Here is a 22,311-nt window from a genome sequence, read left to right as displayed (position 1 = left end):
GACAAAGGGGTGGGGTTCGATGAATGAGAAGAAGGCCTGGTATGTGAGTGGCTATATGGCTTTGCTGTTTGCGGTTGTTGCTGCTGGCGGCGGTATTTTTCTAATTATATTTGAAGCGTCGAAAGATAACGGGTCTGCTATTCTGATTGGAGCAGGTGTATTGTTGACGGTGTTGTCTGCGCTATGCCTATCGTCGCTTATGATCGTGCAGCCAAATCAAGCGAAGGTCGTTACGTTCTTCGGGACGTATATGGGCTCTGTGCTTGAAAGCGGCTTGTGGATGGTGCTTCCGCTGACGACAAAGACGAATATTTCGTTAAAAGTACGAAATTTCAACAGCCAGACGCTTAAAGTGAATGATGCGGAAGGAAACCCTGTTGAAATCGGCGCGGTTGTTGTTTTTAAAGTAATGGATACGGCTAGAGCGTCCTTTGATGTCGATAACTACGAAAGATTTGTAGAAATTCAGAGCGAGACAGCTGTTCGGCATATTGCGGCTCAATATCCGTATGACATCTTCTCTGACAACGATGCGCTGTCGCTAAGAGGCAATGCGGATGAGGTGGCATCCGAGCTTAACCGCGAGCTTCAAAACCGGCTAGCGGTCGCAGGAGTGAAGGTGCTGGAAACGCGTCTGACCCATCTGGCTTATGCGCAGGAAATCGCAAGTGCGATGCTTCAGCGTCAGCAAGCCATTGCAATCGTGGCGGCGCGCTCCAAAATTGTCGAGGGTGCAGTCGGCATGGTAGATATGGCGCTTCGGCAGCTTGAAGCAAATGGGATCACGTTGGACGACGAGCGCCGTGCTGCGATGGTGAACAACTTAATGGTGTCGATCGTGTCCGATCGCGCCGCTACTCCTGTCATTAACACGGGAACCTTGTATGGCTAGAGGCTGATTGTTATGGCAAAAGAAAAAAAAGCATTTCCGCTTCGCTTGGATCCTGATCTTCATCGTGCGCTGGAGCAATGGGCGACAGATGAATTTCGCAGCGTCAATGGGCACATTGAATTTTTGCTAAGAGAAGCGTTAGGCAAGGCAGGCAGGCTTAAGAAGCCTAACAAGGCGGAAGATAAGGCAGAGGACAATCAATAAACTAACCTTCGGGGCATAAAAGCGATTATCGTGTTTTTAGCGGTAATCGCTTTTTTGATGATGATCAGCACGTAAAATGAAGGGGGAATTGAAAGGGAAATATTTTTAAATGTTATAAAACCTAACATTGTAATTGACAGAACCGTATGATCGGCACTATACTACGAATTAACGTTAGGTTCTATTACAATTGCATATCGACTCTCGCTAGCGAATGATCGCGGGAGCAGCAAGCTGTCTAGGGTTCCGTTCGAACGACTTGCAGCACTCGGCTATGATCGGGTGGGCACGGGTTTGAGTTCTGGTCCGAGAGATGGCGTATAGCAAGCGGCAGCCTTAATCGGTGCCTAGGCTGTATAACACGGAAGGATAAAAGCCTGGGAGATTTTCTCCCGGGCTATTCATTTTTTGTACAACAAATTTTGGGAGTGATCTTATGCTGGCTGCGAAATCGACAAATGGAACGATTGAGATTCAGGGATTGCAAAAGGTGTACGAGTCGAAAAAAAGCCGGTTTGAAGCGCTTCGCGACATCGACCTGACCATCGGGGAAAATGAATTTCTTACGATTGTAGGGCCATCTGGCTGCGGCAAATCGACGCTGCTACGGATGGTGGCAGGCCTTGACGAGCCAAGCGGCGGATCACTCACGGTAGACGGGGAAGACATTATCGGGCCGGGCGCCGATCGCGGAATGGTGTTCCAAGGCTACACCCTCTTCCCGTGGCTGACCGTCCGCGAAAATATTGAGTACGGGCCGAAGCTGAAGGGCATATCGATTTTGGAGCGCAGAAAAATATCGAATTATTTTCTAAAGGTTATTCGTCTGGAATCATTCGACAAGGCTTATCCGAAGCAGCTTTCGGGAGGAATGAAGCAGCGCGTTGCGATCGCTCGCGCGTTAGCCAATCGTCCGAAGGTGCTTTTGATGGATGAACCATTCGGCGCGCTTGACGCACAAACGAAGCTGGAGATGCAGGAAATGCTGCTGGAGGTATGGGAGAAGGAGAAAACGACGGTTCTCTTCATTACGCATGATATTGACGAAGCGATTTTTTTATCGCAGCGCATTGTCGTTATGGGAGCGGGACCTGGCCGCATTTTGAAGGAGTTTCGGGTGGAGCTTCCGGAAGGACGCACGCCGGAGGTGCGTGAGCATCCCGATTTTCTGTCCTTGAAGCGTGAGTTGGCACAGCTGCTTAAGCATTAATCAGACGAAGGAGGAAATATGATGACCACAGCTGGCATGAATGAAAAGTCTTTGGAGCAAGGTGGCCGCGAAGCAGCTTCCTCTTCTCCGCCCCAATCTCGATCAAAGCTCCTTAAGGCGCTTGGAATCATCGCAACCATTATGTTTTATCGGCATCCTGCAGCTCTCTCCGGAGCGGCAGGATGTTTTCTGTCTAATGGGACAAAGCGCTGAGCAGAGCATCGACTCGGTCAAAAGCTTCTGTAAGGCATGCAAGCAAATGGAGAAAATGGGGCATGCTGAAAAAGGATAATAAGGAAGCGGGGACATGATGGCGGGAACATTCATGGCGCCTAATCACAAAGAGATGGAACGTTTGGCTGAAACTGTAGTCCGTGCATAAGAAATTGGGAGCGGATGAATACTATGGTCAGATTCAAAATCTTTTGAAGGATGTTTCTTCTTCGTTATAAACAAGCTGAGTATCCAGTCGATTCAAAATCCTCTAGGAAAGCGGGGCAACAAGAAATGAAAGCAACTGGAATTGTACGTCGCATCGATGATCTCGGGCGTGTGGTGATTCCGAAGGAGATCCGCCGTACACTGCGTATTCGCGAGGGTGACCCTCTAGAAATATTTGTAGATCGTGATGGCGAAGTTATTTTGAAAAAATATTCTCCTATCGGCGAGCTTGGTGACTTTGCCAAAGAATATGCGGAGTCGTTATTTGAGGGAACGAACCATGTTACATTGATCACGGACCGGGATACCATAATCGCAGTTGCCGGAGCCTCCAAGAAAGAGCTGCTTGATAAGCAGGTTGGGGCCGTTCTGGAGAGCTGTATGGAAAATCGCAGAACGCTCGCGGAAGCCAACGGCGGCGCATTTGAGATTGTGAAGGATACGCAGGAAACGTACAGCTCCTTCGTTATTGCGCCGATCATCGCCGGCGGTGATCCTATTGGTACCGTTGTGCTCCTCAGCAAGGATGAGTCAGTGAAAATGGCCAATATGGAAACGAAGATGGCTGAGACGGCAGCTGGCTTTTTGGCCAAGCAGATGGAGCAATAGCACGAGTGCAAGGCAATGAAAACAGCAATAGCGAAGAAAATGACAGCTTCTTTGATCGAGAGAAATCTCGATTGAGGAAGCTTTTTCAAGGTTTGTGATTGTGAGGTATAATAGATACCAAAATCAATCGAGGGATAGGCAGGAGCGTGGAAGGATGGGCCGCAAGCCAAGGGGAAAAGAGCATGCAGCGAATATGCTCAAGCTTGTGGACGGGCGTAAAGCGGGTAGAGATGGTGATGGTGAGACTCCTGCTAAAGAGGAGCAATTGAAGGAAGCGGCGGCGGAAGAGCTGCCGTTTGAAGGCAGGGTTCCCGTAGCGAAAAGCTCTAAGCGGCTGCTCATGAACGGTGTCGTCCTGATGGCGGGCGCGGCTCTGTTATCGAAGCTAATCGGTGTTTTTCAAAAAATACCGCTGCAAAATTTGGCGGGGGATCGCGTATTTGGCATTTATAATGCGGTATATCCATTTTATCAGCTGGCGGCTGTTCTGGCGACGGCTGGTTTGCCTACGGCTGTATCGCTCTTGATCGCAGAGAGGCTGCGCAAGGGAAATGACCCAGAGGGCGTCAGGCGTACGTTATTTGCGGCGTTGCTGCTGCTTGGAATAACAGGAATCGTTACGTTTAGCTTTATGTGGGCAGGCGCTAGTCACGTGGCTGAATGGATTGGTGATACGGATACGGCTGGCGCGATTCGCTCGGTCTCGTTTGCGCTGCTGCTGGCTCCGTTCGTTGCCGCATTGCGGGGATATGTACAGGGTATGGGCAGGATGGGGCTGTCCGCTGCCTCGCAAATCGTAGAGCAGATGATACGCGTTGGCGTCATGCTGCTGGTGCTTGCGATGAGCTGGTCGTCGATTGGCTGGACAGACGCTTCCGTAGCGTCTGGCGTTATGAGCGGCTCGGCGTTTGGGGCGTTGGCTGCGCTGCTAGTCCTTGCCGTATATGTGTGGAGACAGCGCCGCCGCAAGCGGGATGCCCGTGTAGCCGGTGCATTGCGCGGCGAAATGAAAAAACTCGCGGCAATTGCGCTGCCGGTCGCGCTTGGGGCAGTTGTCGTTCCCGCCCTCGGAGTCGTGGATGCCTTTACGGTTCCGAGATTGCTTCAGGCCGGAGGAGCGACCGAGGCTAATGCGATGGCGCTGTTTGGCGTATACAGCCGGGCGCAGCCGTTAGTACAGCTTGTTGTTATGGTAGCAGGAGCCGCGGCCGCAGCGCTTGTGCCTGGCATTGCGCTCGCGCGAATGCGCGGCGCTTATGGACAGCTGCGCGTCCAGCTCTCGCTTGCGGAACGCGCGGCATGGGCAATCGGCGCGGCGGCGGCGCTTGGCCTAGCCATTCTTGCGGAGCCGCTAAATGTGATGCTGTATGCCGACTCCAATGGCACGATAGCATTTGCGTTAATAGGCTGTACCGCGCTTGCGGGCAGCGTTAACGCCGTAACCGCGCCAGTGCTGCAAGGGCTTGGCGCGGTGAGGATTCCAGCAGTGCTGCTGCTTATTGCGGCGCTGCTGAAGGGCGTGATGAACGCCATGCTTGTACCGGCTTACGGCATCGAAGGAGCGGCCATTGCCGGCGTAGCAGCGCTAAGCGCGGCAGCCGTGCTGGGCGCGGTCGCGGTGCGATATATCGCGGCGGGCGCTGGCGCTTCGATGGCGGGGAGCTGGGGAGGCGCGGAGCGGGATTTGAGTTTGGGAGAAGGGGCGGCTGATAAGGAGAGTGCAGGTGCGGGAGAGCGAGCGGATGGAAGAGCGAGCGAGGATGAGCGAGTGGCTGAAGATGCGAGTGAGGGAGAAGGAGCGGCTGAGAAAGCGAGTGTAGGTGCGGGAGTGCGAGCGGGTGGAAGAGCGAATGTGGATGAACGAGCGGTTGAAAAAGCGAGCGAGCGTATGCAAGCGGGCGGGAAAAGACGAAGGCCGCTGCTTGGTCGCGCGGCCGCAGGCACGGGCTTTGCGCTCGCGGCGATGGCCGCGGCGCTTGTTGTCGCCGAGCGAGCGCTTGGCGCCGCGCTAGGCGGGTTGCCGCCTCGGGCGGCAGCAGCTGCGCTTGCGCTGACGTGCGTAGCCGTCGGCGCTTGCGCCTTTGGCGCCGCGGCTTTGCGCGGCGGCGCCATTAGCGCGCGCGAATTGCGCGCGCTGCCGGGCGGCGGCGTACTGGCCGCCCGCCTGCGGCGCTGGCGGCTTATTCCGCCAGCGCAGGATGAGCGCTAGCGCCTGTTAGCGCCGCCCGCCCGTCATGAGCAAAGCTGAGAAACAGCTCGGCTGATGCAATAAGCATGGACTCGGCGTATACGATAATCGCAAATTCGTCCAACATAATGGTTGCAAGAACATATAGGCTCTTACAACTAAAGAATGGCTAAGTTTCACAGCCTATAAGCACAAATACGTGTTAACAGCACTAAATCGACGCACAAAACGCACTGCAAATTTGCCGTAAGAACACATACATTCTTACGGTCCAATTTCAGTTGGTTTTCACAGCCTATAAGCACAAATACGCGCTAACAGCACCAAATCGCCGCACAAAACGCACTGCAAATTCGCCGTAAGAACATATACGTTCTTACAGCCCGATAATGGCTGGATTCCACGCCTTATAAGCACAAACACGTGCTTACGGCACCAAATCGACGCACAAAACGCACTGCAAATTCGCCGTAAGAACATATACGTTCTTACAGCCCGGTAAAGGTTAGTTTTCACAGCCTATAAGCACAAATACGCGCTAACAGCACCAAATCGCCGCACAAAACACACTACAAACTCGCCGTAAGAGCACATATGTTCTTCAGCCGAAGAACAGCTGCGATCTACAGCCTATAAGCACCCATTACCTGCTTACAGCAGCGCGTCACGGTGCAAAAAGGCCGCCAAAAGTAACAATTTTGTGCAATATATTGATGTTTCTGACGAATTGGTCCATTATTACTTTTTGTAGCAAAATAGCGATTATCATTTTGCTGCTTTTCTCTGTCTCTCTCGCCTTCAACGATGCAGCATACATAATCGTGTTCTAATTGTTCTAAGTGTTCTAAGTGTTTCTAACTGTTCTAAGCTGTCCTGGCTCCCAGCCATCACAGCTCAAAATATGTTCAAAGGAGGCTTAACCAACATGACGGCTCCAAAACTTACAGTCGTTGGACTAGGCTCGGGCGACCCCGACCAAATGACGCTTGGCGTATGGCGCAGGCTGCAGGCGGCGAACCGCATATTTGTGCGTACGGCGCAGCATCCGGCGATGTCGATGCTTCAGGATAATGGCATCGCTTATACGTCATTCGACGCTCTTTACGAGCAGCATGAGTCCTTTCCGGACGTATACAAGGCGATTGCTGAGGCGCTTATTGCCGAAGCCAAAAACACCAGCGAGGACGAATCGCTAATCTACGCGATTCCCGGTCACCCGATGGTAGCCGAACGTACGGTTCAGCTGCTGCGCGAGCAATGCCCTGAAGCGGGCATTGACCTGCAAATTATCGGCGGCGAGAGCTTCCTGGATCAAGCGTTCGTCAGCCTTGGAATCGATCCGATCGAGGGGTTTGCGCTTCTTGATGCGGCAGATTTGCAGCCATCTCTGCTGCAGCCGCAGTTGCATACTTTGATTGGCCAAGTGTATGATGCTTTCACGGCATCTGATGTTAAGCTCGCCCTCATGGAGCGCTATCCAGATGATTACGAGGTTGTTGTCGGACATGCTCTTGGCGTTGCTAACGAGCAGCAGATCATTCGCGTTCCGCTATACGAGCTTGATCGTACGCCGGGCTATGGCAATCTATCGCTCATTTGGGTGCCGCGCTCCGACGATGCGTCGCTGCGCAACCGCTCCTTCGAGCGGCTGCATGAGATTGTTTCCATTCTTCGCAGCCCGGAGGGCTGTCCGTGGGACCAGGAGCAAACGCATCAGTCCCTTCGCAAAAATTTTATTGAAGAGCTGTACGAAGCGCTGGAAGCCATCGACAACGATGATCCCGACGGTATGCAGGAGGAATTTGGGGATGTTATTCTGCAAGTGATGCTTCATAGCCAAATGGAAGAAGAGACTGGCGCTTTTTCTGTCTATGATGTGATACAATCACTTAACGAGAAACTTATTTTCCGCCACCCGCATGTGTTTGGGGATCTGGATGCTAGCGATTCGCAAGAGGCATTAGTCAACTGGGAGCAAATGAAGGCCGAGGAAAAACGCCTGAAAGGAACCGATGTGAACCGCCCATCGGTGCTCGATGGCATTCCGCCCGATCTGCCAGCCCTTATGAAAGCTTATAAGCTTCAGAAAAAAGCAGCTAAGGTAGGCTTTGATTGGGACACGCTTGACCCCGTGCTCAGCAAGATAGAAGAGGAACTCGCAGAGCTGCGCGAAGCGATTGCTTCTAAGTCCGAGGAGGAGCAGGCCTCGGAGCTTGGCGATTTGCTGTTTGCGGTCGTCAATGCCTCACGCTTCATCCATGCCGATCCGGAAGAGGCGCTTTCTCGCACGAACAAAAAATTCCGCAGTAGATTTGCGTATATTGAGGAACAGCTTCGTATAAGCGGGAAGCAATTTGACCAGACTGATTTAACAGAAATGGATCGTTGGTGGGATGAGGCTAAACGCCATTCGTAGGTTTCATTTCGTCATGAATCGCCTTTTTTCCACACCAATCGCAAAAAAATTTCAAATAGCGGCAGGATTTATTTGCTAGAAGGCAGAATAAGTATTCTTCGTGAGAGTAAGAATTGAAAGTAACGGCGGCGCTACAAGCGTCGACCACAAATAACGGTAACGAATTAGGAGGATTTTATAATGAACAAAACAGACTTGATCAACAACATTGCAGAAAAAAGCGGTTTGACTAAACGTGACGTAGAAGCAGTACTTAACGGCTTCTTGGGCGAAGTAACAGATGCACTTGCAGGTGGCGATAAAGTACAATTGATCGGCTTCGGTACTTTCGAAACTCGTAAACGTGCTGGACGCACTGGCCGCAACCCGCAAACAGGCGCTCCAATCGAAATCTCGGAAGCAAAAGTTCCTGCATTCAAAGCAGGCAACAAGTTGAAAGAAGCTATCCAATAATCAATGCGATTGGATAAATTTCTTAAGGTATCCCGACTGATCAAGCGCCGTACCGTTGCGAAGGATGTTTCCGAGCAAGGTCGCGTATGGATTAACGGCCGCGAAGCGAAAGCTAGCAGCTCCGTTAAAGTCGGTGATGAGCTCCAAATCCAATACGGTCAAAAAATCGTAACCGTGCGCGTTGAGCGAATTGCGGATACGACCCGTAAGGATGAAGCCGGAGAGCTGTATACCTTGGTGAAAGAAGAGCAACGCCCGCGCGAGAACACGCTCGAGTGGGAACAGCAGCAATAACAACCAGACTGCCCGCAAGCACAAAACTTGCGGGCAGTCTTTTTTTTGCACATGCCTGTTTCAACTTCGTCATTATTGTTTATTTACTCGGAGGACTATTGAATGAATCATGTGCAGCTCCCAATTCCGGAGTATCGGCGGAAGGGTTTTTCTTTGCTTGGCGACGCGTTTTCTCTTTTTTTCAAGCATGCGTTCCCTATTCTTTTTTTTGTTGCTATTATAGCGGTCCCAGTGGAAGCGATAAAAAACTATTATTATTTCGAGCCTGGAAGTGACAGCGGTTTTCTTGATTCCGTGTCGCGGTGGGATAATTTTATCGGGCTTTTCTTTTTGAGCGTCATCACGCCTATGATCGTGCACTACTTGCTTGGTCAAATGACTGCGAGTAACGCCGCAAAGAGGCAGTCTCTTCTGTGGGGCATGCGCAAATGGGTGCGAATGATCATGTACGGCTTTTTGCAAAATGTCATCTTGCTTGCAGGAATCATTATGCTTGTTGTGCCTGGGTTGATATTCGCAGTATGGCTGATGCTGATGCCTATCTTTGTGTCGGCTGAGGATACTTCGCGGAGCAATCCGCTGCAGGAATGCCGGGGTATGGCGCGCGGACGCTTTTTTAAATTTGCAGGGTATGCGGTGGTCGGCTATGCCGTGATCATTTTGATCAGCGCGATAACTGGTCTTTTCTCAGCCTTCATACCAAACGAATCCTGGATCACTGCCACTATTTTTGATGTATGGATCGATTGGTTCAGCGAGCTGATTACAGTCGTATTTCTGCTAGTCTATTTACAAGTGAAGACCGAAACCCGCGACTTGTTGCCGGAGCCCGCCAATCCGCTAGAATAAGTTCTAATTCTCGTCCTCGTCCCATAAGCTAGTCTAAACGTATAAGACAGGATAAGCCCCGCGCTTATACACTGCTTATATTTGAATGCGGAACGTATGCCGCGCCGCCCATTGGACGGCGGTAGCCGTTTACGCCTAGACTGCTAACGAAGCGGAGGACGAGTCTATGGTTGACCAAGGCAAGGGGCAGAAGCGTCAGGAAGTCAAAATGCTTAATCGCAAGCTGCTGGAGCTTACCGGCGTCGTGAACGTGGAGAGCTTCGACAGCGAGGAATTTTTACTTGAGACAGAGCTTGGCTACTTGGAGGTTAAGGGCCAAAATTTGCATATGAAGCATCTTAGTCTCGAACAAGGGCAGGTGGCAATTGAGGGGCTCGTCCATTCGCTCGCCTATTTGGATGGAAACAACGCCTCTTCAAAATCAAAAGGGCTGTTCGGGAAGCTATTTAAGTGACGCTTAGTATGCAATGGTTGACGATGGCAGTCATGCTCCTGTCGGGGCTTGGCATGGGAACGGTGTTCGACGGCTATCGGGTCATGTCGAATGAGCTGAAGTTTCCGCGCTGGTGGCTGCCTGTGCTTGATGTCATCTATTGGATGGCGGCGGCGCTAGTCGTCTTTCGGGTGCTGTACGCCAGCAACAACGGCGAGGTGCGGGCGTACGTTTTTATTGGACTGGCTATCGGCATTATTCTCTATTATTTGCTGCTCAGCAAGATCGTTATCATTGTCGTAAAATGGGTCATAGGAGCGGTGCGAAAGCTCATTGCTTTTGTGCTAAAATGCCTCGAAATCCTTATCGTGAAACCGATTTTGCTGCTCTACAAACTGGTAATGGTTATTTTAGCATTTGGGTCTGCACTCACTATTTTCGCATTAAAAATTGTGGTACAATTGGTTCGTCCATTTTGGAAATTGTTACTTTGGATGGTAAGGCCAGTCACTCGTCCGCTTGGACGCTGGCTGTCGCCCTACATAGCCAAGTGGCAATTGGCCGAGAGGCTGAGCAAGATCGGACTACTAATTGCCCAATTGTGGAGCAAATGGTTTAGGAGGTAATACCGCTCATGGCAACAGCTGCTGTAAATAAGACTCCAGGGAATGCTGGAACAAAACGCCGGTTCAAACTGTGGATGATGTTCATCGTGCTATTTATGGGCTGGGCGGGATACACCATCTTTGGCCAGATGCAGCAGAAGAACGCCACTGGCGTTAAGCTAACTACAATACAAGGGCAGCTGGAAGCGTCCACCAAAGAAACAGAGGCGCTCAAACGTCAAATTGAACGGTTAAACGACCCAGAATATATCGAACAACTAGCAACAAAAGAGCAGGGCATGGTCAAGAAGGGCGCGCAGCAGATTTTCAGCGATTAAATAGGGCTCCAAATCGGGTGAACGTCTGTTGACCTTACTTGAACGGTTCGGTTATAATCACGTTAATAGCGTTTTCGCAAAACTTTTAGCATATGCTTATGAACTCAGTTTTGCTTCGCATAACTTTTAGGGAGGAACATTTTATTTTATGGCAATTGAAGTGGGCGCTAAGTTAGAAGGAAAAGTGACAGGCATTACGCATTTTGGGGCATTTGTCGACTTGTCGGGAGGTGTCACGGGTCTTGTTCACATTTCGGAAATTGCTGATAATTACGTCAAAGACGTGAAGGATCACCTGAAAATCGACGATGTCGTGAAAGTAAAAGTGATCAACGTGGACAAAGACGGAAAGATCGGACTTTCCATTAAGCAAGCCATTGACCGGCCAGAAGGCCAACCAGCGCCACAACAACGCGAGCGTCACAGCGGAGGCGGCGGTGGAAGCACTGGCGGTAGTGGTGGTGGTGGCGAACGTTTCAACCGCGGTGGCGGAGGCGGTGGTGGCGGACGTCCCTTCAACAAGCAATCGTCTGGCAGACCGGCATACGGTAAACCGTCATTCGAGGATAAAGTGTCACGTTTCCTGAAAGACAGCGAAGAGCGCATCTCCTCTTTGAAGAAGAATACGGAGGGCAAACGCGGCGGACGCGGTGCCAAGCGAGTATAAGCTGAATCGTCATAACATTATACAGGAGCAGAACCTCATTGGTTCTGCTTTTTTTGCGTGCGGAAACAAAGAATCGGGCGCGTATCTTGGTAAGCGCTTACCATTTGCTGTCGAAGCGGGACGTTGCACCTGGTAAATGCCGGTGAATAATTGCCGATTGGAAGCGGAGCCATCTGTTTGGCACGGTCATTGTCGTTTGTCAGCTTCCTAGCTGCTGGAAAAAAATACTTTTCCCCGATCCTCCCTCATTCCCGACAGGTTACAACGTGATTTCGCCATCATTTGAATGATTTATAGCACATATTTTGTTGGCGGCAATTTGCTGGCATGGGATATAAAAGATGGGACAATCCCATACGGGGCATATGTTTGACCGCGTACTGACAATGGCCGCGACACCAATTATTTATGTCGGAAAAAATTTACAATCGTGTTACGTTAACTGACAAACTTCATGCGGACAACCTCCTATAATGAAAAACACATTACATTCGGAATGGTGGTGTCTGCTCATGGAAAAGGAAAACGCGGTTGTGCTTCCAGGTGTGAAACGGACAAGTCTGGCTCAAACGATGTTGCAGAAAGGTCGGGAATGGGCCGCCGCGCGGCGATTCATTCAAGTCATTTTGGCCAAAAAGTGGACATTTTTACTCGTGGGTGTAGCCTTCCTGCTCGGAAGGGCGGTTATACTCGAATCGCTAATGCCGTTTGCTATCGCTTATTTCGCTGTTATCTACTTTATGCGCAGGGATATTTATCCGTGGGTGGCAATCTCCTTGGTAGCGGGAAGCTGGATGGCAGCCGATCCGGCGCCCATGTGGATTGCGATGGAAATTGCGGTGTTGTTTCTATTTCTGAAGGGTTTGGAGGCGTATGAGAAGGCGGAGCTGTCATCGGCGCCGATTCTGGTGTTTGCGTCAACGCTATTGGTGCAGATGTTCAGCGTCTTTATAGGGGACGAGCTTAGCTGGTATAACTTTATGCTCGTTGTCGTGGAGGCGGCGCTCAGCTTTGTGCTTACGTTGGTGTTTATACAAGCGATTCCCGTTTTAACGATGACAAAGAAATCAGCCTCGCTCAAAAACGAAGAAATCATTTGTTTAATGATTTTGCTCGCGTCTGTCATGACAGGGGCGGTTGGCTGGGTGTTCTACGGCTTGTCGGCAGAACATGTGATGTCTAGGTATATGCTGCTGTTATTCGCTTTAGCAGGCGGCGCCCCGCTTGGCGCTTCGGTCGGTGTTGTTGCAGGACTCATTCTAAGCTTGGCTGACTTTGGCGCAGTCGTTCAAATGAGCTTACTCGCGTTTGCGGGATTGCTTGCTGGCTTGCTGCGTGACGGCGGCAAAATGGCAGCGGCATTCGGAATGTTGCTTGGGACATCGATTTTATCCATATATGTAGGGAGTCAGGCTGATGTTATGAGCTCAACCTGGGAGTCGGTAGCGGCAGCTATTTTTCTTATGCTGACGCCTCGTACGATGATTCGTACGATCTCGCGGTATGTGCCGGGTACGAATGAGCATGCCAAATCGCAGCATGAATATGCAAAGAGGGTGCGTGAGGTAACGGCTGACCGCGTATCGCAATACTCGGAAGTGTTCAGCCAGCTGTCGCGCAGCTTTGGCCAGCTCAACAACAGCGTTACAAATTTGAACCGGGAGGATGAGATTAGCCACTTTATGAATTCGGTAGCCGAGCGCAGCTGTTCGAGCTGCCACAGGCAAAACGCATGCTGGGAGGACAAGTTCTTCCATACGTACAAAATGATGACCGATATGATGACTACAGTAGAGGAGGATCGTGTTCCGTCCGCCAAGGAGATACCTCGGGCTTGGTCAGCGCACTGCGTCAAATCATCCCAGGTACTTATGGATATGACCCAGCAGTACGAGCTATACCAAAATAATATGCACTGGAAGAAACAAATATACGATTCCCGCCGGCTTGTTGCGGATCAATTGCAAGGCGTATCGCAGGTAATGGTCGATTTGGCCAAAGAAATTAAACGAGAGGGGCAGACGCTGCATTTGCAGGAGGAGCAAATTCGAGAGGCGGTGGAAGGACTCGGCTTATCGGTCCAAGGGATTGATATTGTAAGCTTGGAGGAGGGAAATGTGGACATAGAGGTATACCACGCATTTGGGCAGGGGTATGATGAGTGCCGCAAAATAATCGCGCCTCTGCTTAGCGATATTTTGGGCGAGCATATCGCAGTTAAGTCAGAACGCCCGCCAACAAGAAGCGGAGAACCGACGCTCGTAGCCTTCGGCTCGGCCAAGCAGTATGAGGTGGAGACCGGTATTGCGGGCGCGGCTAAAGGAGGAGATCTGCTGTCAGGCGACAGCTTCAGCATGGTTGAGCTTGGTAACGGCAAGTTTGCTGTTGCGATTAGCGACGGCATGGGCAATGGCGAACGGGCGCGGCAGGAGAGCAGCGCGGCATTGTCTATTTTGCAGCAGCTGCTGCAGTCCGGCATGGATGAGAAGCTGGCGGTGAAGTCCGTCAATTCAGTGCTCTTATTGCGTTCATCCGATGAAGTATTCGCTACCGTCGATTTGGCGATCGTTGATTTGTATACGGCGCAGACGACGTTTATGAAGATAGGGTCAACCCCAAGCTTTATCAAACGAGGAAATGAGGTCATTCCGGTAACGGCAAACAATCTGCCTATTGGCATTCTTCAAGATATTGACGTTGATTTTGTCTCAATGCAAATGCAGTCCGGCGATACGCTCGTCATGATGAGCGACGGCATTTATGATGCTCCGGGCCTTGCCGTCAACAAGGAGCTATGGATGAAGCGCATTATTAGCGAGCTGGATACCGATGAACCGCAGGAAATGGCGGATGCGCTGCTTGAGAAGGTCGTTCGCCATCATAACGGCGAAATCGTGGATGATATGACAGTGCTCGTTGCGCGCATTGACAAGCATTTGCCGGAGTGGGCGTCATTCCGCTTTCCCGGCATTACGCGCATGGAGCGCCCAAGGACGGTGAGCTAGCAAGTATTACTTTGTAACATTGGGTAATCCGCGCCAGAACGGTGAGCTGGCGATTGGATCTATTCTTTAATCAAGCGGAAGCCTTTTTGTCTGCCTTGCTGATCGGAGGCTGGCGGCAAAATGGCTTCTTTTTGCGGTTTAATTGGTTAATCTGGCGTGTGGGAATAGTGGGTTAAAGCTGTGCATGCAAAATCATCTCACTATATGGGTGATGTACCCGTATCTTCCATCTCCGAAACAGAAGCTTATCATCTATTTATTGAACTTATAGAATTAGCCGATGAATGATATAGTTGAAAGGATTCCTTCCGCCACATGATGGCGGGATGTAGGCTGCCGCATTCTTGCAATTATTGATCTTTTTACGACTCTAGCTGTTTATCCCTCTCAAAAAAGGCAAAGCTAATAGAAAGGCTGAGGCTAAGCCTATGCTTTCGAAGCTGTGTTTGATTCTCAGACACTGAGCCTATGCTTTCGAAGTTGTGTTTGTTACACAAACACTAAAGGAGGATAAACAGTTATGAAGCAAATATTATTAATAACGGATGGTTGCTCGAATGTGGGGCTTAGTCCGGTAGTGGCGGCTGCGCATGCGCATTCGGATGGGATATCGGTGAATGTGGTGGGCGTGCTCGATCAGGGTGATGTAGGTGAGCTAGGAGCGACGGAGATTGATGAGATTGCGCGCGCGGGCGGGGGACTCAGCAGAATGGTCAACATGCGCCAGCTGTCCCAGACGGTGCAGATGATGACGCGCAAGACGGTCGTGCAAACGATTCAGCTGGCGGTGCAGAAGGAACTGAAGCAAGTGCTCGGAAATGGTTCAATTGAGGCGCTTCCGCCTGAGAAGCGCGGTGATGTGGTTCGCGTAATTGACGAGCTGGGGGAAACATCGAGCTTACAGGTTGCGCTGCTTATTGACGCAAGCGCCAGTATGAAGCCGAAGCTTGCTGCTGTGGAGGAGGCCATCCGTGATTTGATGCTCAGCCTGCAGGCTAGGCAGGGGAAAAGCGAAATCTCGGTTTTTCATTTTCCAGGCTCAAGGCATGGGGATGATTGCGTGATGGATTTAGGCTGGACGAGTCATCTCAATGGCGTACAGGGCATTTTTCCAAGGCTGCAAATGGGCGGAACGACGCCTACGGGGCCTGCAATCATGCAAGTGATTGATTTTTACCGTCAGGGAGATTATGGTAGGAAGAGCAGAGACGAAACGGATGGGATGATGAGTGACTACGTCGTTTAAGGTTGATCTTCGCCGCGGCATGGTGGTGACCGGCAAGTGGAAGCAGGGGCGATACAGAGTTGAGAGGTTGCTTGGGGAGGGCGCAAACGGTAAAGTATATCTCGTACAGCGCGATCGCAGCTGGTATGCCTTGAAGCTTGGTCTTGATGCGATTGATCTGCAATCCGAAATTAACGTATTGCAGTCGATTGCCAAACAAAAGCAGCACGGGCATGAACCTTTTCTTTTTGACGTGGATGATTTGTACGGGCCGGATGGACGGGAATATCCCTTTTATATTATGCGCTACGTTCCGGGCGGGACGCTGGGCGACTACTTGAAGCAAAACGGTACGGAATGGTTTCCGCTCGTTGGCCTGAACCTGCTTGGCAAGCTGGCGAAGCTGCATCAGGCTGGCTGGGTGTTCGGCGATCTCAAGGTGGAAAATGTAATGGTCGCCGATTATGGGCACGTGGAGCTGGTTGACTATGGCGGCGTGACGTCGTCAGGCAAAGCGATTCGCCAATTTACGGAAATTTATGACCGCGGCTACTGGAACGGCGGCTCGCGGTCGGCAGACCCGAGGTACGATCTGTTTTCCTTCGGCGTGCTTTGCATTCAGCTGCATGAATCGAAGCGGCTCCACCAGCTGACGCTTGAGCTACTGCCTCAGAACCGATCCGCGGGCGACCTGATGCAGATTGCGGAAGCGAGCCCGTCGCTTAAGCCGATCGCGGGCTGGCTGCGCAAAGCCTTTGGAGGCCAGTTCGCGGATGCCGGAGAGGCATCTGAAGCATGGCGATTATTGATGCATAGACGGGATACGCACAGGCACTCCTCTACGCCAGTGTGGCTGAAGGGGCTTGTTGCCGCCTCTGCCGTCCTGCTCGGGACATCGGTTTATTGGTTGCTGCGCAATGTGCTGTAAGATCAGCCAGGAGCAGGGAAGTGAAGGTGAGGGAACTACATATGAATCTGCGTAACGAACTTGAAAAAGCAGCGGCGGAGCGAGGGCTATGGTCAACGGGCGATTGCATCGTAGTGGCGGTTTCCGGCGGCCCGGATTCCATGGCGCTGCTCCACATGCTGGCTGCTTCTGCGAAGGAAAGCGACTTAACGATCATTGCAGCTCATGTGAATCACGGCTTTCGCGTTCAGGAGTCGGCACATGAGCTGATGGTCGTTCAGGCATTCGCGGAGAAGCTAGGCATTGTTTGCGAAACTGTCACTTTCGACATGCCTTCTTATATAGAAGAAACGCGTATGAATGGACAGGCGGCCTCGCGCGAGAAACGATATTCATTTCTGCAAGAGATCGCTGCGCGTTACGGAGCCACTCGAATTGCGCTAGCCCATCATGCAGATGATCAAGCGGAGACCGTGCTTATGCGGGTCATTCGGGGGACAGGCTTAACCGGGCTCGCTGGAATCCTTAGCAAAAGGCGAGAAAAAAACGTGGAACTTATCAGACCGCTGCTTCGTATGAAGAAGTCAGACCTTCTGCGTTACTGCGAACAGCATCAAATCCCGTACTGCACGGATAGCAGCAACAAGGAACGCCATTATTTCCGAAATATTATTCGGCTAGATATTTTACCGTATTTATCTCGGCACAATCCGCAGCTATCCCAATCGCTTCAGCGGCTTGCTGAAGTAGCAGGGGCGGAAGACGAGTGGATGGAGAAACAAACCGAAGCGTTATTCGCGCAGCTCGTTACGTTATCCCCCAATGAATGCGCGATTAGCTGCAACGATTTGCATGGTCTCCACGTCGCTTTACAAAGGAGATTGATTAAACTAATATTAAGTTATCTTTCTAAAGAAACGGAAAAGATATCCTTCGAGCAGATTGAGACGATGCGGCTTGCTGCTTCCGCTCATGCCCCAGCAACCTGGCGGATCGATGCCGGTGCCGGTATTCGCTGCGCTCGTGAGTACGATATGATGCGATGGCTTCAAGTTCCGCAGCATTCGTCAGACGAAGCGAGCGACTATTCGTATGAGGTTGGAAGGGACACAGCCAGCTTGAAAGTCGACCCGTGCGGTTGGACATTTGCCTTTTTCCATGCATCTGCAGAAGATAGCCGTAAGCCAGCTTCACGTTATGAAGCTTGCTTCGATGTTTCAGAGTTATTGTTTCCGCTCGTCGTTCGAAATAGGCGACCGGGCGACAGAATTCAGGTTTTAGGATTAAATGGTTCGAAAAAAGTGCAAGATATGTTCGTTGACGAGAAAATTGCTCCGCTGAAGCGGGAGTCGTATCCATTGCTGTTCGATGCAGCAGGGAAATTGCTCTGGATTCCGGGCATTCGCAGATCTAGCCACGCACTGACGGAGACGCGCACGCAAGGTGTGCTTTTCATAAGGGCTGGCAACGAATAAGAAGCACTGGTACACTCATAAACATAGTTAAGGCGTAGGGGGATTTCTACTTTGCAGAACGATATTCAAGAAGTATTGTATGACGAGCAGCAAATTGGTGACAAGGTTAAAGAGCTTGGTGAAACACTAAGCAAAGATTTTAGCGGACGCAATCCGCTCGTTATTTGCGTTCTTAAGGGCGCATTTATTTTTATGGCGGATTTGGTTAAGGAAATGACAGTGCCGCTTGAAATTGATTTCATGGCCGTGTCTAGCTATGGGCAATCGACTAAATCATCTGGCGTTGTCAAAATTATTAAAGACCTTGATGTATCGGTCGAAGGCCGCGATGTTCTGATCGTTGAGGACATCATCGACAGCGGGCTAACGCTCAGCTATTTAATCGATGTTCTTGAGCGCCGTAATGCGAAGTCGGTCACCGTCGTTACATTGTTCGATAAGCCGGCTCGCCGTACAGTGGACTTGGAAGCGGATTACAAAGGCTTTACGCTGCCGGACGAGTTTGTTGTCGGTTATGGACTGGATTTTGCAGAGAAATATCGCAATCTCCCTTACATTGGCATTTTGAAGCCGCAGGTCTATGAGAAATAATAGCGATTCACCCGTACATGCCCTTCTCCGTACACCTCTATTGTTATGGAAAGTCATGCTATGGTAAAATATTTTAAGCGTCTGAGAGGAGGTTGGGGATGAATCGGATCATCCGTAATACTGGTTTTTATTTAATTATCTTTTTGGTGACCGTTGGGATTTTTCAATTTATCAGCAGCCAAAATGACACGACAGTTGGATTGCGATATGACGAGCTTCGCGCTGCAGTTGAATCAGGCAATGTTAAAGAGCTGAGTGTTAAGTATGAGAATCAAACTTATTTTGTTTCTGGTAAATATAATACAAAGCCTGCAGGCGCGGAAAGCGACCAATTTGTATCTAGGGTCAGCGTCAAAGCGGAGGAGAAGATCCTCGCATGGCAGGAGCAGTTCGGGTTTCAGCTTGAAAGCAAGGAAATGGATCAGCCAAGCATTTGGCTAACATTCCTCACTTCCATTATTCCGTTTGTCATTATCTTTGTCCTGTTCTTCTTCTTAATGAATCAAGCTCAGGGCGGCGGCGGCAAAGTGATGAACTTTGGCAAGAGCAAAGCGCGGCTTTATGATAATGAGAAGAAGCGGATTACATTTGAAGATGTCGCTGGTGCAGACGAGGAGAAGCAAGAGCTCGTTGAGGTTGTAGACTTCTTGAAAGATCCGCGCAAATTTAATCTGGTTGGGGCTCGCATACCGAAAGGTGTCTTGCTGGTCGGTCCTCCAGGTACAGGTAAAACCTTGCTTGCCCGCGCAGTAGCAGGGGAAGCAGGTGTACCGTTCTTCAGCATTTCCGGTTCCGATTTCGTGGAGATGTTCGTCGGTGTCGGCGCATCCCGTGTGCGTGACTTGTTCGAGAATGCGAAGAAAAACGCTCCATGTATCATCTTTATCGATGAGATTGATGCAGTAGGTCGTCAGCGTGGCGCAGGTCTTGGCGGCGGTCATGATGAGCGTGAGCAAACGCTCAACCAATTGCTCGTTGAGATGGATGGTTTTGGCGCTAACGAAGGCATTATTATCATTGCTGCAACGAACCGTCCTGATATTCTCGATCCGGCACTTCTACGCCCAGGCCGTTTTGACCGTCAAATCACGGTTGATCGTCCAGACGTTAAAGGCCGTGAAGCGGTGCTTAAAGTGCATGCGCGCAACAAGCCGCTTGCGAAGGACGTTAAGCTTGAAGTTATCGCGAAGCGCACGACTGGCTTCAGTGGTGCCGACCTAGAAAACTTGCTTAATGAAGCAGCGCTTCTTGCTGCCCGTCGCAACAAAAAGGATATTGCTATGGTCGAGGTTGATGATGCGATCGATCGGATTATCGTCGGTACGGAGAAGAAGAGCCGTGTTGTCAGTGACCGCGAGAAACGTATCGTTGCTTACCATGAGGCAGGACATACCATTGCAGGCTTCTTCTTGGAGCATGCAGATATGGTTCATAAAGTTACCATTATTCCTCGCGGCCGCGCTGGCGGATACGTCATTATGCTGCCGAAGGAAGACCGTATGCTTGTAACGAAGCAAGAGCTTCTTGATAAAATTACCGGTTTGCTTGCAGGCCGCGTGGCGGAAGAGCTGTTTATTGGAGAAATCGGAACAGGCGCATACAGTGACTTTAAACAAGCGACTAGTATCGTGCGTGCGATGATCATGGAATACGGTATGAGCGATAAGCTTGGACCAATGCAGTTCGGCAGCTCGCAAGGGCAAGTATTCCTGGGCCGTGATATCGGTCACGAACAGAACTACTCCGATGCGATTGCTTACGAGATTGACCAAGAAATGCAATCCATCATTACGGGTTGTTACGACCGTGCGAAGAAGCTATTGTCAGAGAAGAGCAAGGAAATGCATTTGATTGCTCAAACGCTGCTTAGCGAAGAAACGCTTGAACTCGAGCAAATTAAACGTTTGGTTGAGACAGGTACTTTGGAGGGCGGCCCGTCTTCTGATGGAGCTGCAACAACAACTGAATCGACTGTTGAGACAGTTGGCGATGTGAAGGTCCGCATTCAGACACGTGAGCAGGATGAGATTAAAGGTCCTGTCCTAGAGAAGCGAGACAACCCAGAAGATCCGGATAAGAACGAGTAGATTTTTGTTATTGATGGCTGGTATAGTCGTTCTGCTACTTGCAACAAGTGGCGGGACGACTATTTTTTTCTTTATTAATGTTCGGATTTAGCCTATAATACGGTTATAAACCTTTAGCGCAAAACAGAGATGCTAACATAAAGGTTTATCTTTTTCGGCCAATATATTACATATATGTTACATGGAAGCGCGGTCAATGATTTTATGTTAGCAAACCTAACACTAATTCATTGACGTATAATTTTTTGTAACTATAATGAAATAATAGCGGCCAGGAACAGCAAGAATAAGAAAGTAATCGGGGTTGCACTGCTTCACCTAAATTTGAGCAAGGGAGAGAACACGCATGAAAAAAACATTTAGCTTTATGCTCGTTATGATGATCGCGTTGACACTAGTGTTGTCAGCTTGCGGAGCGAAGAAAAACAATGAGGGCGGAACAGGCACAAACACAAATGAGGGTGCCAAAGTTGAGTCTGATGGAACTGGTAAAGATTTTAAAATCGGTATGGTTACTGACGTAGGTGGCGTACATGACAAATCCTTTAACCAAAGCGCATGGGAAGCTCTTCAAAAAGTAACAGCTGAGACAGGCGCTGAAACGAAGTTCTTGGAAAGTAAAGGCGAAGCAGACATGGAGCCGAACCTGAACAGCTTCGTTAAAGAAGGCTACAGCCTCACTTGGGGTATCGGTTTCTTGTTCAACGATGCACTTAGCAAAGTGGCAAAAGAAAACCCTGATGCAAAGCTAGCTGTAATTGACAGCGTAATCGAAGCTCCAAACGTTGCTTCGATCACTTTTGCTGAGCATGAAGGATCTTTCCTTGTGGGCGTTGTTGCGGGTCTTATGACCAAAACAAACAAAGTAGGCTTTGTAGGCGGTATGGAAATTCCGGTTATCAAACGTTTTGAAGCAGGCTTCAAAGCGGGTGTAGCTGCGGTTAAACCAGATGCGACTGTAAAAGTTGACTACACAGGCGACTTCGGTAAGCCTGACCTTGGTAAATTGTCTGCAGCAACGATGTATGATGCTGGTATCGATATTATTTTCCACGCTGCTGGCGCTACTGGTAACGGCGTGTTTAACGAAGCAAAAGCTCGTAAAGATGGCGGCGACGACATTTGGGTTATCGGCGTAGATAAAGACCAATCGCTTGAGTTCGGCGATGAAATCACGCTTACTTCCATGATGAAGGGCGTAGATGCAGCGGTTCACAAAATTTCTAAAGACCTGATTGCAGGTAACTTTGCTGGCGGTACGACGCAAGAGCTTGGTTTGAAAGACGATGCAGTAGGCTTGCCGGCAACTAGCAAGAACATTCCTGCTGATGTGCTTGCAAAAGTAGATGAATATAAAGCGAAAATCGTTAGCGGCGACATTAAGGTACCGACTGAATAGTTTCCTTTATCCAAAGGTATCCT

21 protein-coding genes and 1 riboswitch are annotated in these 22,311 nt (G+C 50.2%); all 21 genes read left to right on the top strand.

Annotated elements, in window-relative coordinates; translation table 11 throughout:
- Nucleotides 1–19 precede the first annotated feature (19 nt).
- The 21 genes from ADU23_RS08670 (at nucleotide 20) to ADU23_RS08570 (ending at nucleotide 22,288) form a co-directional block, all read left to right on the top strand.
- The gene (locus ADU23_RS08670) at nucleotides 20–892 is read left to right on the top strand and encodes an SPFH domain-containing protein (RefSeq protein ID WP_053373367.1); all 873 of its coding nucleotides are present in this window, start codon (nucleotides 20–22) and stop codon (nucleotides 890–892) included.
- 12 nt (nucleotides 893–904) lie between these two features.
- Nucleotides 905–1,096 (top strand): hypothetical protein, encoded by a 192-nt coding sequence (locus tag ADU23_RS08665; RefSeq protein ID WP_053373366.1) that lies wholly within the window; start codon nucleotides 905–907, stop codon nucleotides 1,094–1,096.
- A gap of 227 nt (nucleotides 1,097–1,323) precedes the next feature.
- A riboswitch (guanidine-I (ykkC/yxkD leader) is annotated at nucleotides 1,324–1,482 on the top strand.
- Between the two features lie 50 nt (nucleotides 1,483–1,532).
- Entirely contained in the window at nucleotides 1,533–2,306 is a 774-nt protein-coding gene (locus ADU23_RS08660) for an ABC transporter ATP-binding protein (RefSeq protein ID WP_141680273.1), read from the top strand.
- 40 nt (nucleotides 2,307–2,346) lie between these two features.
- Entirely contained in the window at nucleotides 2,347–2,598 is a 252-nt protein-coding gene (locus ADU23_RS08655) for a hypothetical protein (RefSeq protein ID WP_157265699.1), read from the top strand.
- A gap of 215 nt (nucleotides 2,599–2,813) precedes the next feature.
- The gene (gene spoVT / locus ADU23_RS08650) at nucleotides 2,814–3,356 is read left to right on the top strand and encodes a stage V sporulation protein T (RefSeq protein ID WP_053373364.1); all 543 of its coding nucleotides are present in this window, start codon (nucleotides 2,814–2,816) and stop codon (nucleotides 3,354–3,356) included.
- 154 nt (nucleotides 3,357–3,510) lie between these two features.
- Nucleotides 3,511–5,565, top strand: a complete 2,055-nt coding sequence (locus ADU23_RS08645) for a polysaccharide biosynthesis protein (RefSeq protein WP_053373363.1) — start codon at nucleotides 3,511–3,513, stop codon at nucleotides 5,563–5,565.
- Between the two features lie 904 nt (nucleotides 5,566–6,469).
- Nucleotides 6,470–7,960, top strand: coding sequence for a nucleoside triphosphate pyrophosphohydrolase (gene mazG, locus ADU23_RS08640; RefSeq protein WP_053373362.1), 1,491 nt, complete (start codon nucleotides 6,470–6,472; stop codon nucleotides 7,958–7,960).
- A 180-nt stretch (nucleotides 7,961–8,140) separates the two neighbouring features.
- Nucleotides 8,141–8,413, top strand: a complete 273-nt coding sequence (locus ADU23_RS08635) for an HU family DNA-binding protein (protein WP_053373361.1) — start codon at nucleotides 8,141–8,143, stop codon at nucleotides 8,411–8,413.
- A gap of 3 nt (nucleotides 8,414–8,416) precedes the next feature.
- Nucleotides 8,417–8,707, top strand: coding sequence for an RNA-binding S4 domain-containing protein (locus tag ADU23_RS08630; RefSeq protein WP_053373360.1), 291 nt, complete (start codon nucleotides 8,417–8,419; stop codon nucleotides 8,705–8,707).
- A 102-nt stretch (nucleotides 8,708–8,809) separates the two neighbouring features.
- A complete protein-coding gene (locus ADU23_RS08625) occupies nucleotides 8,810–9,556 on the top strand; it encodes a hypothetical protein (RefSeq protein WP_053373359.1) in 747 nt (248 codons plus the stop codon).
- Between the two features lie 166 nt (nucleotides 9,557–9,722).
- A complete protein-coding gene (yabP, locus tag ADU23_RS08620) occupies nucleotides 9,723–10,010 on the top strand; it encodes a sporulation protein YabP (protein WP_053373358.1) in 288 nt (95 codons plus the stop codon).
- Entirely contained in the window at nucleotides 10,007–10,615 is a 609-nt protein-coding gene (gene yabQ / locus ADU23_RS08615; RefSeq protein WP_063845970.1) for a spore cortex biosynthesis protein YabQ, read from the top strand. Before yabP ends, yabQ begins: the two co-directional genes overlap by 4 nt.
- Nucleotides 10,616–10,623: 8 nt before the next feature.
- Nucleotides 10,624–10,932, top strand: a complete 309-nt coding sequence (locus ADU23_RS08610; RefSeq protein ID WP_053373357.1) for an FtsB family cell division protein — start codon at nucleotides 10,624–10,626, stop codon at nucleotides 10,930–10,932.
- 148 nt (nucleotides 10,933–11,080) lie between these two features.
- Nucleotides 11,081–11,599 carry a S1 domain-containing RNA-binding protein gene (locus ADU23_RS08605; protein ID WP_053373356.1) on the top strand — a complete coding sequence of 173 codons (519 nt, stop codon included), beginning with the start codon at nucleotides 11,081–11,083 and terminating at the stop codon, nucleotides 11,597–11,599.
- Nucleotides 11,600–12,111: 512 nt separating this feature from the next.
- The gene (gene spoIIE, locus ADU23_RS08600) at nucleotides 12,112–14,604 is read left to right on the top strand and encodes a stage II sporulation protein E (protein ID WP_053373355.1); all 2,493 of its coding nucleotides are present in this window, start codon (nucleotides 12,112–12,114) and stop codon (nucleotides 14,602–14,604) included.
- Between the two features lie 520 nt (nucleotides 14,605–15,124).
- Nucleotides 15,125–15,850 carry a vWA domain-containing protein gene (locus ADU23_RS08595; protein ID WP_053373354.1) on the top strand — a complete coding sequence of 242 codons (726 nt, stop codon included), beginning with the start codon at nucleotides 15,125–15,127 and terminating at the stop codon, nucleotides 15,848–15,850.
- A complete protein-coding gene (locus ADU23_RS08590) occupies nucleotides 15,834–16,757 on the top strand; it encodes a serine/threonine protein kinase (protein WP_053373353.1) in 924 nt (307 codons plus the stop codon). The genes ADU23_RS08595 and ADU23_RS08590 overlap by 17 nt, the downstream gene beginning before the upstream one ends.
- A gap of 41 nt (nucleotides 16,758–16,798) precedes the next feature.
- The gene (gene tilS / locus ADU23_RS08585) at nucleotides 16,799–18,211 is read left to right on the top strand and encodes a tRNA lysidine(34) synthetase TilS (protein ID WP_053373352.1); all 1,413 of its coding nucleotides are present in this window, start codon (nucleotides 16,799–16,801) and stop codon (nucleotides 18,209–18,211) included.
- A gap of 51 nt (nucleotides 18,212–18,262) precedes the next feature.
- A complete protein-coding gene (gene hpt / locus ADU23_RS08580) occupies nucleotides 18,263–18,802 on the top strand; it encodes a hypoxanthine phosphoribosyltransferase (protein ID WP_053373351.1) in 540 nt (179 codons plus the stop codon).
- A gap of 98 nt (nucleotides 18,803–18,900) precedes the next feature.
- Nucleotides 18,901–20,889, top strand: coding sequence for an ATP-dependent zinc metalloprotease FtsH (gene ftsH / locus ADU23_RS08575; RefSeq protein WP_053373350.1), 1,989 nt, complete (start codon nucleotides 18,901–18,903; stop codon nucleotides 20,887–20,889).
- A gap of 346 nt (nucleotides 20,890–21,235) precedes the next feature.
- Nucleotides 21,236–22,288 (top strand): BMP family lipoprotein, encoded by a 1,053-nt coding sequence (locus tag ADU23_RS08570; RefSeq protein ID WP_053373349.1) that lies wholly within the window; start codon nucleotides 21,236–21,238, stop codon nucleotides 22,286–22,288.
- Nucleotides 22,289–22,311: the final 23 nt, after the last annotated feature.

This window comes from Paenibacillus sp. FJAT-27812 (genome assembly GCF_001273905.1).
In the GTDB taxonomy this organism is placed as follows: Bacteria; Bacillota; Bacilli; order Paenibacillales; family Paenibacillaceae; genus Pristimantibacillus.
This window is presented reverse-complemented; position numbering and strand designations above follow the sequence as displayed.

Excerpts from the sequence above, each read along its gene's own strand:
- ADU23_RS08670 (WP_053373367.1), top strand. The coding sequence starts at position 20 with ATGAATGAGAAGAAGGCCTGGTATGTGAGTGGCTATATGGCTTTGCTG.
- ADU23_RS08665 (WP_053373366.1), top strand. The coding sequence starts at position 905 with ATGGCAAAAGAAAAAAAAGCATTTCCGCTTCGCTTGGATCCTGATCTT.
- ADU23_RS08660 (WP_141680273.1), top strand. The coding sequence starts at position 1,533 with ATGCTGGCTGCGAAATCGACAAATGGAACGATTGAGATTCAGGGATTG.
- ADU23_RS08655 (WP_157265699.1), top strand. The coding sequence starts at position 2,347 with ATGAAAAGTCTTTGGAGCAAGGTGGCCGCGAAGCAGCTTCCTCTTCTC.
- spoVT (WP_053373364.1), top strand. The coding sequence starts at position 2,814 with ATGAAAGCAACTGGAATTGTACGTCGCATCGATGATCTCGGGCGTGTG.
- ADU23_RS08645 (WP_053373363.1), top strand. The coding sequence starts at position 3,511 with ATGGGCCGCAAGCCAAGGGGAAAAGAGCATGCAGCGAATATGCTCAAG.
- mazG (WP_053373362.1), top strand. The coding sequence starts at position 6,470 with ATGACGGCTCCAAAACTTACAGTCGTTGGACTAGGCTCGGGCGACCCC.
- ADU23_RS08635 (WP_053373361.1), top strand. The coding sequence starts at position 8,141 with ATGAACAAAACAGACTTGATCAACAACATTGCAGAAAAAAGCGGTTTG.
- ADU23_RS08630 (WP_053373360.1), top strand. The coding sequence starts at position 8,417 with ATGCGATTGGATAAATTTCTTAAGGTATCCCGACTGATCAAGCGCCGT.
- ADU23_RS08625 (WP_053373359.1), top strand. The coding sequence starts at position 8,810 with ATGAATCATGTGCAGCTCCCAATTCCGGAGTATCGGCGGAAGGGTTTT.
- yabP (WP_053373358.1), top strand. The coding sequence starts at position 9,723 with ATGGTTGACCAAGGCAAGGGGCAGAAGCGTCAGGAAGTCAAAATGCTT.
- ADU23_RS08610 (WP_053373357.1), top strand. The coding sequence starts at position 10,624 with ATGGCAACAGCTGCTGTAAATAAGACTCCAGGGAATGCTGGAACAAAA.
- ADU23_RS08605 (WP_053373356.1), top strand. The coding sequence starts at position 11,081 with ATGGCAATTGAAGTGGGCGCTAAGTTAGAAGGAAAAGTGACAGGCATT.
- spoIIE (WP_053373355.1), top strand. The coding sequence starts at position 12,112 with ATGGAAAAGGAAAACGCGGTTGTGCTTCCAGGTGTGAAACGGACAAGT.
- ADU23_RS08595 (WP_053373354.1), top strand. The coding sequence starts at position 15,125 with ATGAAGCAAATATTATTAATAACGGATGGTTGCTCGAATGTGGGGCTT.
- tilS (WP_053373352.1), top strand. The coding sequence starts at position 16,799 with ATGAATCTGCGTAACGAACTTGAAAAAGCAGCGGCGGAGCGAGGGCTA.
- ftsH (WP_053373350.1), top strand. The coding sequence starts at position 18,901 with ATGAATCGGATCATCCGTAATACTGGTTTTTATTTAATTATCTTTTTG.
- ADU23_RS08570 (WP_053373349.1), top strand. The coding sequence starts at position 21,236 with ATGAAAAAAACATTTAGCTTTATGCTCGTTATGATGATCGCGTTGACA.